We start from the raw sequence: 16,438 nt of genomic DNA on the forward strand, positions 1-16,438 counted from the left end.
CCATTTTCTATATTCCATTATCCTTTTAATTCTTCCAGTCTTGCTTTTACTTTTGCCTGTCTTTCTAGATAGTCTTTTTCTTTCTGGCGTTCTGCTTCAACAAGAGCTTCCGGCGCTTTACTTACAAAGCCTTCATTGGATAATTTCTTCTTCACTCTGTCTACTTCTTTTGTCCATTTATCCAACTCTTTTTCCAGTCTTTCCAACTCTTTGTTAAGATCAATCAGCCCTTCCAGCGGCAGGAATATTTCTGCACCCGTTACGACAGCTGTCATTGCTTTATCTGGAATTTCCAGCTTAGCTGCAACTGCTAATTTTTCCGTGTTACAGAAGCGTTCCAGGTACGTACGATTCTGCTCCAGTTCAGAGACGATTTCCTCATTCTCTGCTTCAATCAGCATATTGATCTTCTTGGACATTGGGGTATCAACTTCTGCCCTGATATTACGAACAGACTTGATGATTGCCACTAAGCGCGACATTTCCTTAACAGCCACATCATCATGCAATTCTTGTTTTACTTGCGGCCAGCTTGCAATCGTAATGGATTTCCCTTCATGTGGCAATTGCTGCCAAATTTCTTCCGTAATGAACGGCATGAATGGATGCAGCAAGCGCATCGTTTGGTCAAGCACATAGGCTAAAACGGATTGTGTTGTTTTCTTTTGGGCTGCATCGTCACTATAAAGTGGTAATTTCGCCATTTCAATATACCAGTCACAGAATTCATCCCAAATAAAGTTATATAAATGACGTCCTGCTTCACCAAACTCATATTTATTCGTATTCTTCGTTACTTGATCAATCGTCTCATTCAATCTTGTCAGGATCCATTTATCAGCAACCGAAAGATCTCCTGACAAATCAATATCATCATAATTGAAATCCTCTAAGTTCATTAAAACGAACCGGGAAGCATTCCAAATCTTATTTGCAAAATTCCATGTTGATTCAACCTTCTCCCAGTGGAATCGTAAATCCTGTCCAGGCGTTGAACCTGTTAACAAGAAGTAACGAAGAGAGTCTGCTCCGTATTTAGCGATGACATCCATCGGGTCAACACCATTTCCAAGGGATTTACTCATTTTCCTTCCTTCTGCATCACGGATTAATCCATGGATGAGCACATCTTCAAACGGCTTTTCCCCTGTAAATTCTTTCGATTGGAAAATCATCCGTGCTACCCAGAAAAAGATGATATCATAGCCTGTTACGAGTGCCTGGGTCGGGAAATAGCGTTTGAAATCAGCCGCTTCCGTATCCGGCCAACCCATTGTAGAGAACGGCCACAGGGCGGAAGAGAACCATGTATCAAGTACATCTTCATCCTGTTCCCAATTTTCGTGATCACGAGGAGCTTCTCTACCTACGTAGATTTCACCAGTTTCCTTATGGTACCAAGCTGGTATCCGGTGTCCCCACCATAACTGTCTTGAAATTACCCAGTCCCGAATGTTTTCCATCCAGTGGAGATATGTCCGCTCAAACCTTTCTGGGAAGAAATTGACTTTTTCGTCACTGTCTTGTAATGCAACTGCGGCATCAGCAAGTGGCTTCATCTTTACGAACCATTGAGTTGATAAATATGGTTCTACAACCGCGCCACTGCGTTCTGAATGGCCAACCTGATGGACTCTTTCCTCAATCTTCAGAAGGGCACCGATTTCCTCTAGATCTTTTACAATTTGCTCACGACATTCAAACCGGTCCATCCCTTCATATTTACCAGCATTTTCATTCATTGAGCCGTCTTCATGCATCACTAGAACTCTTTCCAGATTATGGCGATTACCAATTTCAAAGTCATTCGGGTCATGAGCAGGCGTTATTTTTACCGCGCCAGAGCCTAGTTCCATATCAACATAATCATCAGAAACAATTTCAATTTCCCTACCGACAAGTGGTAAAATTACCGTTTTGCCAATGAGATGCTGGTACCGTTCATCATCTGGGTGAACAGCTACCGCCGTATCTCCAAGCATTGTCTCGGGACGTGTTGTAGCAATTTCGATATATTCATCACTATCTTTGATTGGGTATTTAAAATGGTAAAACTTGCCTTCCACTTCTTCATGAATCACTTCAATATCAGAAAGTGCTGTTTTCGTCTGCGGATCCCAGTTGATGATGTATTCACCCCGGTAGATGAGTCCTTTCTCATAAAGCTTGATGAAAACCTCTTTAACCGCATCAGACAATCCTTCATCGAGTGTGAAACGCTCTCTTGAATAATCAACACTTAAACCGAGCTTTTCCCATTGTGACCGGATAAAGGAAGCATATTCTTCCTTCCATTCCCAAGATTTCTCAAGGAACTTTTCCCGGCCGAGTTCATAACGGTTCGTTCCCATTTCTTTCAGTTTAGCTTCAACTTTAGCTTGGGTTGCAATTCCTGCGTGGTCCATGCCTGGAAGCCAGAGCACATCATACCCTTGCATTCGTTTCATCCGAATAATCGTATCCTGCATCGTCGTGTCCCACGCATGCCCGAGGTGGAGTCTGCCCGTTACGTTTGGCGGGGGAATAACAATAGAATAAGGTTCTTTTTTCGGGTCGTTTGGAGCCTCAAAGAATTTCCCCTCCAGCCAAAACTGATAACGACCTGCCTCTACTTCATTTGGATTATATTTTGATGGCAATGTTACTTTTTTATCCGACATTACCGATCAGCCTCCTTTATTTTTTACAATTAAAAAAACCCTTTCCATCCTTCCAAAAAAGGACGAAAAGAGTTAACTTCCGTGGTACCACCTTTGTTTACAAATTAATATTTGTACACTCGTTGATAGATATCGGCATTTTACCGGCATGCTTTTACTATAATTCAAAGCTGCTGCATCATGGGCGACCTTCCAGCACAACCTTCCTAGGAAATTCTCAGCAAATCATTTCCCTTCCTGTAGGCGTTCATCCTGTACTCTTCCCAATCATTTGCATTTTCATATTTTCTTATCTTATATTGTATACACTTCGCTTGAATACGTCAACTTTATCTTTCATTTCATCATATGTTCGGAAGGAACAAATAAAACTTCATTACATACGATATAGCAAGGAATATCATCAATGATTATGAGGTGATCTTATGGGTCGGTATTACCGGTATCGTCTGCCTCCTTGGGCGAGACAATGCCTGTTCGGTTTAGAAAAAGCAATGATGCCGTTATTAGTATACCAGCTTCTCCGTACAATTATACTCCCGACAACATTAGACGTATTTTTACTAGGTATTTTCATCTTTCTCTATCTTGCTTTTTACTTGGAATGGATTTAAACATCGTCATTTCTAATCTTTTGTTCAAGCATTTCTTGGAAACTCAGCCCGAAGATTAATTGACGATAAATCTGTTCTAATTCAATCGATAACGTAAGATGAGAGGGATAATTTTCTTTAGCTGTATGATAATTTTCCACAATCCGTAAATATTTATTGCTATTTAGCAGGTAGAGACAAAGTAAAGCTTGTTCCAAGGAGGTTAACGGATTTTCTTCCAGGTAGATGGCGAAATTTTGCAGGAAATGATTTTTTAATTGTGGTTCTTGAACTGCCCCGTTGCGGAAAAGGTCATATAAATCATAGATAGCATGTTTATAAGAAGCCCTCTCCCAATTAATAATATAGTGTTCAAATAAATGACCGGCTTGTAGATTACCATGATTTAAACTGATTCCCCAGTCCGATTCCCCTTCAGCATAAGAGAGAATCTCATCAACGAGTTGCTGAGATCGATTGAGGGAGAAACGAATATCACGATAGTGGGTTAAGACTTGCAGTTCGAAAGGAGAAGGATAATGGCTCTCTTCCATTGTCTCAATCCATGCAAGAAGCCGACTTTCATCTTTTGAACAACTTTTCTGATAGGTTTGAAATCGACTGGACAATTCTTGCTTGTTTAGACGGTGCAAACTTTTCGTTTGGACATGTATCCGGCCAATTTGTTTATATATGGACTGGATCCGGTTTTCACCTATAAATCTGTTATTAGTCTCAATCCATGGGGTCAGGTAATAAAATGCACCCGCTGATTCGACATACATTTTCCGGTCCCTTGTTAAATAAACAGGGATGACTTCATGAAGATTCTGTTGATTTGCTCTCGTATAGATAGACTTCCAAGTTTGTATGGATTGTTCATTCAGCCTGCTTCGTTTTAATGCATATTCTTTTCCGCCTGCCTTAACTTTATCAAGCCTATCGGTAACAGGGACAATTCCTTGGGGAAATAAATGATAAGCTTTAAGAATTTCTGTTTGATTTTCCATCCTGATAACCTCCGGAATGCTTAACATAAGAAAACCCCTTGCTTCCATTCACAAGGGGATTGCTTTATTTCTTCGGGATATATAATAACTGTCCCTCGCTAATGTCAAAGTCATCATCAAGCTTATTTTGTTTAATTAACTGTAAGGCACTAACTTGAAATCTCTCCGCAATTGAATCGATCGTGTCGTCCTCTTGGGCAATGCAAATTCGCATCTTTGTATAGCTTTCCGATTCTTCATGGCGGAATATATCTGTTAAATAACTAACATCATTCACAACTTCTGCCGGTCCGCCCTCTTCTTCGCCTTCCTCTTCTTCCTTCGCGCGAATCGTCAACTCATTTTCCATTACATCTTCCGTTTCTCGTTCTGTGTTTGCTTCTATTCCTTCTTCTATTTCTTCAACTTCTTCTACTTTCTCCGTTGCAGTTGCAGTTTCAACATCTTCCATGGACCCGGCTTCCTCGATTTCTTCTACTCTTTCCGCTTCCATTTCATTTTCTTCTCTTTCTACTTCAAAAGTAAATGAATCTGACGTTTCGTCCTGCTCAGACTCTACTTTCCTTTCTTTTGTTTCCTTTTCTTTCCATAAATCAACTTGCGCTTTGATACCTTGGATTTCTGCCACTGCTGTAAGCTGTAATTTTGAATTGGCCGGTAATTCGTAATCAAAGTTAATAATTTCGATTCTGATATCATCCATGTTCTCAATCCGGTATTCCGGAATGGAAATATCTACAGGAAAACGATGATAAAATTCAGCCATATTATCTTCTTTACTCTCTACCTGGTGCACAAATCGTTTCGCATCCAAGTCATCGAGTGTAAGATGATCTGTTTCGTCTATTCGTTGTTCATCACGCATGTATTCTCCCCGTAGTTCAATCTCCCCGCGGATAGACACATACGTATCATATGATTGAATCTCTACTTCAGGATTAAGTGAAACACCGATTAACTCGAGTACTTCATCACCTTTGTCAAAATACAATGTTTCTTGTAATTCAAATTGAAAGCCTTGATTAGCAGAAGACAAAATAACTCCTCCCTTCTCCATTGCCTATACAGTTAAAGCCTGTGTATACACTATCTATATGAATGGATAAAAGGAGATATGCATGAAAAAGCCTGACACAACTAGAGGAGTATCCTCATGTATCAGGTCTTCAAAATGTATTATTCAAAAAAGCTAAAATCCCAATCACTTTCATTCAGCGTAAGTGTCCGAAACCGAAATTCTCTTCTGGAGGTCCGCAGTCCAGACACCCCTCGCACCTGCTGAGCGGCCGGCCTCCTCGCGCTGAGCACTAAGGGGTCTCGCCAGGGTTACCTCCGAACAGGAAGTTCTAATGCCGGCGTTGGTCACAGGACGTGACATTAAGGTATCCTTAGCTGTTTTATGCTTCGGATACCTTAATGTTATTACTTATTGAGATTTGCAAACACGCGGTTGACTGCTTGAATGGTTGTTTCAATATGCTCCATCGTATGTGCAGTAGATAGGAATAGTCCTTCAAATTGAGATGGTGGCAGGAAAATCCCTTCCTCAATCATACCACGGTAATACGCTGCAAAACGGTCTAAATCAGAAGTTTGAGCTGTTTCAAAGTTGATTACTTCTTCTGGTGTAAAGAATACACCAACCATGGAACCGACACGGTTTATTTGTAAAGGAATATCGTGCTTCTCGCTAGCTTCACGGAAACCTGCTTCTAATTTATCTGCTAATTTTCCAAGTTCTTCGTATGCCGCTTCGTCCATTGCTTTTAATGTTTCGTAACCGGCTGTCATTGCTAGCGGGTTACCGGATAATGTTCCTGCTTGATAGATCGAACCTTGTGGAGCGATTTGTTCCATCACTTCCCGTTTTCCGCCGAACGCTCCAACAGGCAGACCTCCACCAATAACTTTCCCAAGGCAAGTAAGGTCCGGTAAGACATCATAATAACCTTGTGCACAGTTATAACCAACACGGAAGCCTGTCATGACTTCATCAAAAATAAGTAATGCGCCATGTTGCGTTGTAATATCACGCAGGTTTTGCAGGAAATTATTTCTTGGTGGAACAACCCCCATATTACCGCAAACAGGTTCTGTAATGACCGCCGCAATCTGATCGCCGTACTGTTCAAATGCAAGCTGAACACTTTCCCAGTCATTGTATGGAACCGTAATCGTATTACTTGCAATTGATGCTGGCACCCCTGGACTGTCTGGTAGACCAAGTGTTGCTACACCTGAACCAGCTTTAATTAATAATGAATCTCCGTGGCCATGATAGCTTCCTACGAATTTTATGACAAGATCACGGCCAGTATATCCACGGGCAAGTCTGATAGCACTCATCGTTGCTTCTGTCCCTGAATTCACCATCCGAACAATTTCTATAGAAGGTACCCGTTCTTTCACGAGGGCGGCGAGTTTATTTTCCATTTCAGTCGGTGCACCGAAGCTCGTCCCTTTATCAACTACCTCTTTTAACTTTGTCGTTACTCGTTCATCAGCGTGCCCTAAAATTAGTGGTCCCCAGCTTAATACATAATCGATATATTCATTTCCATCAATATCTGTAATCGTCGCACCTTTCCCTTTTTCCATAAAAATCGGTGACATACCAACCGATTTGAAGGCACGGACAGGTGAATTTACTCCACCAGGCATTAGTTCAACTGCTTCTTTATATGCATCGGTTGAGTTTGTAAAGTTTTTCATCATTCGTTCCTCCCTTATGATTTTCGTAAAATTGCTGCTGCATCTTTTGCAAAATAAGTTAAAATAATATCTGCTCCAGCACGTTTCATGGAAGTCAGCATTTCAAGAACGAGTTGTTGTTCATCAATCCAGCCATTTTGTGCGGCAGCTTTCACCATCGCATATTCCCCGCTCACATTATAAGCAACGACAGGAAGGTCAAATTCATTTCTAACATCGCGGATAACGTCAAGATAAGATAATGCTGGTTTCACCATAAGGAAGTCTGCTCCTTCTTCCACATCAGACCGGGCTTCTCTAATTGCCTCCAGACGATTTGCCGGGTCCATCTGGTACGTCTTACGGTCACCGAATTGTGGTGCGCTATCTGCTGCATCCCGGAATGGTCCGTAGAACGCAGAGGCATATTTGACCGCGTAAGACATAATTGGAATATGAGTAAATCCTGCTTCGTCAAGTGCTTCCCTTATCACTGCGACAAAACCGTCCATCATATTGGATGGTGCAATAATATCTGCTCCAGCTTCGGCTTGGGATACGGCTGTTTTGGCAAGTAGTTTTAATGATTCATCATTATCCACATCATTCCCATGAATGACGCCGCAATGACCGTGGTCCGTATACTCACAGAGACAAGCATCGGCAACAACAAGCAGCTCAGGGTATTTCCCTTTCACGAGCTTCGTAGCTTGCTGGACGATTCCGTCTGCTGCATACGCCCCCGAACCGACTTCATCCTTATCTGTCACGACACCGAAGAACATAAGTGCACGTATACCTAATTCATATGCTTCTGTCACCTCTTCCATTAAGCGGTCCAGTGAGAATTGATAAACAGAAGGCATGGATGGGACTTCATTCTTAATGTTCTCTCCTTCAATAACAAATATCGGATAAATAAAGTCCTCTACATGAAGATGTGTTTCCCGAACCATCGCCCTAACCGACGCACTGCTACGTAAACGGCGATGTCTTTTAAAATGGTTATTCATTGCCAACTTGAAACATTCCTTTCGTCCATTAATCTTGAATCATCATTGCTTCGAGCATTCCTTCAATCGTGAATGTTTTCGCGGTAATCAAATGAGTGAACCCTGCCGCGCTTGCTGCCTTTTCTGTTGTCGTACCGATACAGACACAAGGTGCAGAGACCGCCTTGCCGTATAAGTCTATAAATCCGTTCACGGTTGAAGGACTTGTAAATGTAAGGTAATCAAAGGCACCCTGTTGTACGACATGGGTCAATCTGTCTTTTATCTCTTCATTTATGTTTGTTTCATATATTTCTATCGAATCAAAAGCAATTCCCTTTTCTCCCAATCGTTTCGGTAAAACATCAAGAGAACGGCTTCCTCGTACTAATAAAATTCGTTCGCCGTTTTGATGAATTGGCAGGAAAATAGCTGATAAAGTCTCTGCATCATATGTATCCGGCACGAGGTCCGCCGTATAGCCAAAACGCCGCAATGCTAAATCTGTCTTATGACCAACCGCAGCGATTTTAACTTGCTCTCTAAAACATCCCTGATTCTTATCACTTGCTGCAAAAAAACAATTAACACCATTTGCACTCGTGAAAATTATCCAATGATAGCTCTGCAACTGATTAAAAATATCCTGTTCATTATTTGGGCTTATACAATTTATTCGAAGAAGCGGAATTTCAATCGGTACACCGCCAAGTTCCCTTATTTTATCCGAGAAACTCTTCGCCTGGCCAGCTTCCCTCGTGACAATGATGCGTTTCCCCTGTAAGTCACTGGACATTACTCCAGCTCCTCTTTCGCTTTTTGAACGATTTCTTTCGCACCTTGGTTAATAAGGAGGTCAGCAGCTTCTGTTCCAACTTGAACCGGGTCTTTACCTGTTACTACTTCTTTCAAGATTGTCTTCCCATCAGGAGTTCCAACTAACGCGGTCATAATGAGTTCATCTTCTTTGTAATAAGCATGTCCGCCGATTGGCACTTGACAACCCCCTTCGAGCAAATCTAAAAATGTTCGCTCTGCAGTAACTGTTTCCTTTGTCTCCGCATCATTTATTAAGGATAGAATTTCTCTCATTTCTTCATCATCTTCCCTGCATTCAATCGCAAGCGCTCCTTGTCCAACTGCTGGTACACATACTTCCGGATCAAGATACTCTGTAATGATCGACAAATCCATTCCAACGCGTTTAATACCAGAAACAGCAAGAATAATCGCGTCATAATCTTCTTCTTTCAGTTTCCTTAGACGGGTTTCAATATTACCGCGAATCCATTTTATTTCCAGATCCGGGCGAGCGGCAAGTATTTGAGTGCCACGACGCAAACTGCTCGTTCCAACAATTGCCCCTTCCGGTAATTCGTTCAATTTCAAATTGTTCTTGGAAATGAAAGCATCCCTGTAATCTTCCCGAACTGGAATCGAACCAATCACCAATCCTTCTGGGAGCACCGCGGGCATATCTTTCATACTATGAACGGCAAAGTCAATGCGCTTATCGTACAACGCTTGCTCGATTTCCTTTACAAACAAGCCTTTTCCTCCGACTTTTGATAGCATGACATCAAGTATCTGGTCTCCCTTTGTAACAATTTCCTCGATGACAAATTCATTTTTGACTCCTGCTTGTTTTAATTGTTCAATGACCCATTTCGTTTGTGTTAAGGCAAGATTACTTCTCCTTGACCCAACAATAATTTTACGCATGAAAAAAAACCTCCTAATTACCAATCAATATTCTTTCTCTCTACATGGTGGAAATAGCTTTAATACGAGGTAGCGGTGTGCTTTCTGGTCGATTCAACTCTTTCATACTTTCATTTTTCTCCATTTGTTTATCGAACTCTTCCACTACTTCCGCTTCGATGCCGAAAATGTCGACAAATAGCTGCAAGCTTTCTTCTGCATTTTCCGAGCCAGCTAACTCTTTCGCCTGGGTGATCGGCTCCTTCAGCAACTGATTAATAATACTTTTTGTATGCTTGCTCAGAACCTTTTTCTCTCGCTCGGTTAAATCCGGCATTTTCCGTTCAATACTTTTCATCGTTTCCGCTTGTATGCCTAATGCTTTCTTTCGGAGAGCAGAAATTACCGGTACAACACCTAGCGTTCGGAGCCACTCTTTAAAGTCGATAATTTCTCCATGAAGCAATTGCTCCACTTCATTTGCGGCTCTTCTTCTTTCTTCTAAATTCTCATCCACAATATGCTGCAAATCATCTATATCAAATAAATGGACCGCATCAAGATCACCGATTGCAGGATCAATGTCCCGGGGGACAGCGATATCCACTAAAAACAATGGTTTATCTTCCCTTTTAGCAAGAATTGGTTCAAGCATTTCTTTCGTTAGTACGATATCACTTGCTCCTGTTGTCGTAAATAAGATATCTGTCGTTTGCAGAATATCAAGCAGTTTCTCCGTCGGTGCTGCCTTTGCACCGAATTTTCTTGCCATTGCTTCTCCCTTAGAAAAGGTGCGGTTTACAATTGTTATATTTGCTGCGTGGGCTCCGTGTAAATTTTTAGCAGCAAGCTCTGCCATCTCTCCTGCACCGAGAATCGTTATATTTTTGTCTTGCAAGTCTCCGATTTTACGTTTTACGAGTTCAACAGCCGTATAGCTAATGGATACCGCATGTTCGCCAATTGCTGTTTCATGATGAACCCGCTTCCCGAATGTAATGACTTGTTTAAATAGTTCATTGAAGATTGTTCCTGTTGCTTTCGCTTTCTGCGATGCAAAAAATGCATCTTTCATTTGACCAAGAATCTGCGTTTCCCCAAGCACCATCGAATCTAAACCGGTAGTTACCCGGAATAGATGCTCCAATGCATCATCATTTTCGGTAATCTGCAAGTAATTTTCAAATTCAACTTTATCAATACCAAACCAATCCGCTAAAAATGTTTTGATATAATATCTTCCGGTGTGTAACTGATCGACAACCGCATAAATTTCTGTGCGATTACAAGTTGATAATATGACGTTTTCTAAGATGCTTTTTCTCTCTTTTAGTTCAACCATTGCTTCATGTAAAGACTCCTCAGAGAATGTTAATTTTTCTCTGATTTCAACCGGAGCATTCTTGTAATTAAATCCAACTTTTAAAATGTGCACGTGTCTTACCTCCAGAAGTAATCAATCATTTTCCTTTAATTGAATTTACATTTTCCATTATAAGTATAGTATTATTATATCATAAGGCTTTATCCAGTAATTTTACAGCTTTAGTACAATTACAATTTTGTTACATTTATCAGTAACAAATCTTACTCAATCCAAAACGCGATATACTTTCACTTATCGTAAGTGCAACTCACAAAGTTGCTTTTTATGTATGAATGTCAAAAAACTACTATTCGTTAAAGGAGAAGATGAATGAAGACGCAAAATCCTTTGCTTGCTTACATATTAATTGGAATTGGCGTGTTTTTTCTTTTGCGTGAATTGAAGCTGCCGATCATTACCGATTTTTATTCATGGCAAACATTTTTAATTATTATTGGGCTGGCCTTTTTAATTCACAGTTACCGGTCCCGGAATTATGAACATATTTTTACCGGTGTTCTTATCCTCGGCATCGGCATCCATTTACATGGAGCAACGCATTATCACTTTTGGATCGACCATTGGGGAGTTTATTTGATCATAATTGGTTTAGCCTTTTTAATTCGCTATCTTAAAACGAAATCGGGCTTTCTGCCGGGCATTGCCTTTCTTGCTGTTGGTGTATTATTTATTTATTCAACCGCGTTTCATGCATATTTTTATTGGATATATGATGGAATCGCTCTGGCGGAAAGGTTTTGGCCAATTTTACTGATTGTTCTAGGATTTGTCTTATTAAGAAAAGGGAAATAAATTTGTTATTGAGGAATAGCCTCCTCTTTTCACGGATGTTGCTACCCGTAAAAAAAAGGAGGCAGTTCCTTAGAGAAATTGTTTAATCGCCTGCCATGCCTGTTCCTTCCCTTCTCCTGTTTCAGCTGAGAACGGAATAACAATATCTTCTGGTTCAATTTCAAACGTATCTTTTGCAATCTTCACATGTTGATGTTGTCTCGATTTTTTCACTTTATCAAGTTTGGTCGCGATAATGATGACGGGAAGTTGATAATGCTTTAGATAGTCATACATTTGGACATCGGCATCTGTTGGTTCATGACGGACATCGCAAACGAGCACAACTGCTTTCAAGTTCTCTCTCTCTTGGAAATACTCATCCATCATCTTGCCCCATTTTTCTCTTTCTTTCTTGGATACCTTCGCATAGCCGTAGCCCGGCACATCTACAAAGTAAAAAGCTTCATTTAGTTTATAAAAATTCAATGTTTGTGTTTTTCCTGGTTTTTGTGACGTGCGAGCAAGATTTTTTCGGTTAATCAATGTATTAATAAATGATGATTTTCCGACATTCGAACGTCCTGCTAAAGCAATTTCAGGTAAACCTTCCTCCGGGTATTGTTTTTTGCTGACCGCGCTAATTACGATTTCCGCTTGATTGATTTTCATTTTCTTTTTTCTTCCTCCACCAATGCGATTTCTAACACTTCATCCAAATGACTGACAGGGATAAATGTTAAATTCTGTTGTACGCTTTCTGGGATGGATGCGATATCCTTCTCATTTTCTTTAGGGATAATAATCGTCGTTAAACCAGCTCGGTGTGCACTTAATGACTTCTCTTTTAAACCGCCGATTGGAAGCACTCTTCCTCGCAACGTTATCTCACCAGTCATCCCAACTTCTTTTCGTACAGCTCGACCTGTCAGTGATGAGACAAGTGCCGTTGCTATTGTAATCCCGGCAGATGGTCCGTCTTTTGGTGTGGCTCCTTCCGGCACATGGATATGAATATCAAACTTCTCATAAAAATCAGTTGGGATTTGCAGTTCTGCTGCACGGGAACGAACATAACTCGAGGCAGCTTGAGCAGACTCCTGCATTACTTCGCCTAGCTTACCCGTTAGGATTAATTTACCTTTTCCTGGATAATGGGACACTTCAATCGATAAAATATCTCCACCTGCAGAAGTATAAGCAAGACCAGTCGCTGCGCCAACCTGATCCTCTGCTTCCATTAAACCGTAACGATATAATGGCTGCTCCAAGAAGTCCGTCAAATTCTTGACTGTGACTACTACTCGCTTTTTATCACCAGAAATAATGACCTTAGCGGCCTTACGACAAATTTTAGCAAGTTGTCTCTCTAAATTACGGACACCTGCTTCCCGTGTATAGGTTCTTACCACTTGCAGGAGTGCTTCATCTCGGATTTGTAAATTAGACGACTTTAATCCATTTTCTTTAATTTGTTTCGGTAATAAATGTTCCTTTGCAATATGGAGCTTTTCCACTTCTGTATAACCAGAAAGCGAAATCAATTCCATTCGATCGAGTAATGGACCTGGAATACTATTCACATTATTAGCCGTTGCAACAAATAATACTTTCGATAAATCATATGTTTCTTCAATAAAATGATCACTATAATTATTGTTCTGCTCCGGGTCTAAGACTTCAAGCATTGCAGATGACGGGTCTCCCCGGAAGTCATTCGACATCTTATCAATTTCATCGAGTAAAAATACTGGATTGATTGTACCAGCTTTTTTCATTCCTTGGATAATCCGGCCTGGCATCGCACCAATATAAGTTCTCCTGTGGCCTCTAATTTCCGCTTCATCCCGAACTCCACCGAGGGAAACACGGACAAAACTCCGATTTACAGAACGGGCAATGGAACGTGCAAGTGATGTTTTTCCAACTCCGGGCGGACCAACTAGACAAAGGATTGGTCCTTTTAAGGAATTCGTTAACTTTTGAACAGCTAAATATTCTAAGATACGTTCTTTAACTTTATCTAGTCCGTAATGACCTTCATTTAATACACTTTCAGCTTCATTAATATCAATTGTATCTTGTGTTTGCTTCGTCCATGGCAAGTCTAATAGCCAATCCAAATAATTACGGATAACAGAACTCTCACCAGAACTTTGCGGTACTTTCTCATAGCGCGCTAACTCTTTAAGAGCAACTTCGTAAACATGTTCCGGCATATCGGATTCATCGATTTTTTCTCTTAACTCACTAACTTCGCCTGATTTACCATCCCGGTCACCGAGCTCTTTCTGGATAGCTTTTAATTGTTCTCGCAAATAGTATTCTTTCTGGGTCTTTTCCATCGATGTCTTCACTCGTTCACCGATTTTCTTTTCAATGCTTAATACTTTCTTTTCATTCGTAATTAAACGGATAATTTGTTGCATGCGCTCGGTTACATTCGACATTTCCAGTAATGCTTGCTTTTCTTTTAGTTTAATCGATAAATGAGAACTAATAATATCAGCAACCCGCGCTGGATCTTCCATATCTGCAACTGATTTAGCTGATGCACTGGATACTTTTCTGGAAAGCTTCGTATACTGCTCGAATTGCTCAAGCAATGCGCGCATAAGTGCTTCTTCTTCCGTCTGATCTTCGTGTACTTCTTCGAGCTGTGTAATTTCTACTATAAATTCATCTTTTTCATCGATTGTACGAACAATTTCATATCGATCAAGCCCTTCTACCAATACACGCAATGTACCGTTTGGCATTTTCAGCATTTGATTTACTTTTGCAAGGGTACCAATACGATAAATCTCATCTATTTTTGGATCATCAATGCTCGTCTTTTTCTGAGCAGCAAGAAATATAAGTTGATCATCAACCATTGCTTTCTCAAGTGCTGCAATCGACTTGTCTCTTCCAACATCCAAATGTAAAACCATGGATGGAAACACGATTAAACCTCGTAATGGCAGGAGGGGGATTTCTTTTATTTGGTTTACCATGATAACGACCTCCATAATGAATATGTACATGTATATATCAAATTGTTCTAATGAACATTAATAGTTAGTTTAATGAATTTCACAATACATATTTAATGCTTCACCATCACCGTATGTAGTTGAGTTGATTCGTTCCCAACTACATATGGTGATGGAAAAGCCGACTCTGGTAATTATGAAATTCATTCAGTTGATTAATATTTGGTATCGGTGATTTACAAGTTGTAATAAATACTATTCCCCATTATCCCGTTTATACAAACAGAAATGGAGACTCGGTGCTAATAGGCTCTTCAAACAGACGAGAGCATCTTTTAAGCAGCCGGTCTCCATTATCTTAAAATGTTCTAAATAATGTTATGCACTTTCTTTCGGTAATTTCTCATTTCCTTCAATTACAGTACCGTCACGGAAAACAAGCTTAGGACTGCCATTTTCATCTTTCACCGTATCCTCTGTGATGATACATTTCGTGATATCTTCACGGGATGGGAGCTCGAACATGACGTCCAGCACAATCCCTTCAATAATGGAACGCAAGCCCCGGGCCCCTGTCTTCCGTTCGATCGCTTTTCGGGCGATTTCACGTAAAGCAGATTCCTCCATCTCCAGTTCCACATCATCCATTTCAAATAGCTTCTCATATTGTTTAACGAGAGCATTTTTTGGTTTTGTAAGAATTTGGATAAGGGCATCCTCATCCAGTGGTGTTAAACTGGAAATAACCGGGATACGACCAATGAACTCTGGGATTAATCCATAACGAAGCAAGTCTTCTGGTAAAATTTTGGAAAGCAGCTCCCCCATGTCCAGATCCTCTTGTTGTTCGTTTGCACCAAATCCAATTACTTTCTTGCCGAGACGACGTTTAATTACTTGATCAATCCCGTCAAAAGCACCACCTACGATAAACAGGATGTTTGTCGTATCAATTTGGATGAACTCTTGATGTGGATGCTTCCGTCCTCCTTGTGGAGGTACACTTGCAACCGTCCCCTCAAGAATCTTAAGTAAGGCCTGCTGCACTCCTTCACCGGAGACATCTCTTGTAATCGATGGATTTTCAGATTTTCTTGCGACTTTATCGATCTCATCGATATAAATAATTCCTTTTTCCGCTTTTTCTACATCATAATCTGCTGCCTGAATTAATTTAAGGAGGATGTTCTCCACATCTTCCCCTACATAACCAGCTTCTGTAAGTGATGTAGCATCAGCCATTGCAAAAGGTACATTAATAATTCGCGCTAATGTTTGCGCTAGTAATGTTTTACCGCTTCCTGTCGGCCCGATTAGTGCGATGTTACTTTTCGCAAGTTCTACATCATCGGTTTTATTCATCGAGTTAACCCGTTTATAGTGGTTATAAACCGCTACAGATAGGCTTTTCTTCGCTTGATCTTGACCAATGACATAATCATCAAGTATTTCACAGATTTCTTTAGGTTTCGGAATTTCCGTAAATTCCATTGCGTCTTCCGAACCGAGTTCTTCTTCTACAATTTCTGTACATAGTACAATACATTCATCACATATATAGACACCAGGTCCAGCAACTAATTTACGAACCTGTTCTTGATTCTTTCCACAAAAGGAGCATTTGAGTTGTCCTTTTTCTTCATTGAATTTAAACATAT

13 protein-coding genes and 1 other annotated feature are annotated in these 16,438 nt (G+C 40.5%); of the genes, 2 read left to right on the forward strand and 11 right to left on the reverse strand.

From position 1 onward, the window contains the following. Positions 1–17 precede the first annotated feature (17 nt). Positions 18–2,660: a valine--tRNA ligase gene (locus tag LZD48_RS01885; RefSeq protein WP_235761027.1), complete on the reverse strand. Its 2,643-nt coding sequence runs from the start codon at positions 2,658–2,660 to the stop codon at positions 18–20. Positions 2,661–2,715: 55 nt separating this feature from the next. Further along, positions 2,716–2,940, reverse strand: a binding site (T-box leader). 145 nt (positions 2,941–3,085) lie between these two features. Between LZD48_RS01885 and LZD48_RS01890 the strand changes: the two genes are divergently transcribed. Continuing rightward, the gene (locus LZD48_RS01890) at positions 3,086–3,274 is read left to right on the forward strand and encodes a YszA family small membrane protein (RefSeq protein ID WP_235761028.1); all 189 of its coding nucleotides are present in this window, start codon (positions 3,086–3,088) and stop codon (positions 3,272–3,274) included. Here LZD48_RS01890 and LZD48_RS01895 read toward each other — a convergent pair. The 7 genes from LZD48_RS01895 to hemA form a co-directional block, all read right to left on the reverse strand. Beyond that, positions 3,271–4,263, reverse strand: coding sequence for a YutH/CotS family kinase-like spore coat protein (locus LZD48_RS01895; RefSeq protein WP_235761029.1), 993 nt, complete (start codon positions 4,261–4,263; stop codon positions 3,271–3,273). The two genes, LZD48_RS01890 and LZD48_RS01895, sit on opposite strands and share 4 nt — an antisense overlap. A gap of 64 nt (positions 4,264–4,327) precedes the next feature. Beyond that, a complete protein-coding gene (gene spoVID, locus LZD48_RS01900; RefSeq protein ID WP_235761030.1) occupies positions 4,328–5,299 on the reverse strand; it encodes a stage VI sporulation protein D in 972 nt (323 codons plus the stop codon). Between the two features lie 386 nt (positions 5,300–5,685). Then, positions 5,686–6,975, reverse strand: coding sequence for a glutamate-1-semialdehyde 2,1-aminomutase (gene hemL, locus LZD48_RS01905; RefSeq protein ID WP_235761031.1), 1,290 nt, complete (start codon positions 6,973–6,975; stop codon positions 5,686–5,688). Positions 6,976–6,989: 14 nt separating this feature from the next. Further along, positions 6,990–7,967: a porphobilinogen synthase gene (gene hemB / locus LZD48_RS01910; protein ID WP_235761095.1), complete on the reverse strand. Its 978-nt coding sequence runs from the start codon at positions 7,965–7,967 to the stop codon at positions 6,990–6,992. A 28-nt stretch (positions 7,968–7,995) separates the two neighbouring features. Then, positions 7,996–8,742 carry a uroporphyrinogen-III synthase gene (locus LZD48_RS01915; RefSeq protein ID WP_235761032.1) on the reverse strand — a complete coding sequence of 249 codons (747 nt, stop codon included), beginning with the start codon at positions 8,740–8,742 and terminating at the stop codon, positions 7,996–7,998. Next, positions 8,742–9,668 carry a hydroxymethylbilane synthase gene (gene hemC, locus LZD48_RS01920; protein ID WP_235761033.1) on the reverse strand — a complete coding sequence of 309 codons (927 nt, stop codon included), beginning with the start codon at positions 9,666–9,668 and terminating at the stop codon, positions 8,742–8,744. Before hemC ends, LZD48_RS01915 begins: the two co-directional genes overlap by 1 nt. A gap of 40 nt (positions 9,669–9,708) precedes the next feature. Further along, entirely contained in the window at positions 9,709–11,082 is a 1,374-nt protein-coding gene (gene hemA / locus LZD48_RS01925; RefSeq protein ID WP_235761034.1) for a glutamyl-tRNA reductase, read from the reverse strand. A 261-nt stretch (positions 11,083–11,343) separates the two neighbouring features. On the opposite strand from hemA, the gene LZD48_RS01930 reads away from it, so the two are divergent. Beyond that, positions 11,344–11,826: a LiaI-LiaF-like domain-containing protein gene (locus LZD48_RS01930; protein ID WP_235761035.1), complete on the forward strand. Its 483-nt coding sequence runs from the start codon at positions 11,344–11,346 to the stop codon at positions 11,824–11,826. A gap of 69 nt (positions 11,827–11,895) precedes the next feature. Here LZD48_RS01930 and yihA read toward each other — a convergent pair whose 3' ends face one another. The 3 genes from yihA to clpX form a co-directional block, all read right to left on the reverse strand. Continuing rightward, complete coding sequence (gene yihA / locus LZD48_RS01935) at positions 11,896–12,477, reverse strand: ribosome biogenesis GTP-binding protein YihA/YsxC (RefSeq protein ID WP_235761036.1); 582 nt, start codon at positions 12,475–12,477, stop codon at positions 11,896–11,898. Further along, complete coding sequence (gene lon, locus LZD48_RS01940) at positions 12,474–14,801, reverse strand: endopeptidase La (RefSeq protein WP_235761037.1); 2,328 nt, start codon at positions 14,799–14,801, stop codon at positions 12,474–12,476. The genes yihA and lon overlap by 4 nt, the downstream gene beginning before the upstream one ends. Positions 14,802–15,158: 357 nt before the next feature. After that, positions 15,159–16,436 carry an ATP-dependent protease ATP-binding subunit ClpX gene (clpX, locus tag LZD48_RS01945; protein ID WP_235761038.1) on the reverse strand — a complete coding sequence of 426 codons (1,278 nt, stop codon included), beginning with the start codon at positions 16,434–16,436 and terminating at the stop codon, positions 15,159–15,161. Positions 16,437–16,438: the final 2 nt, after the last annotated feature.

The organism is Oceanobacillus alkalisoli (assembly GCF_021556485.1).
Lineage (GTDB): Bacteria > Bacillota > Bacilli > Bacillales > Amphibacillaceae > Oceanobacillus > Oceanobacillus alkalisoli.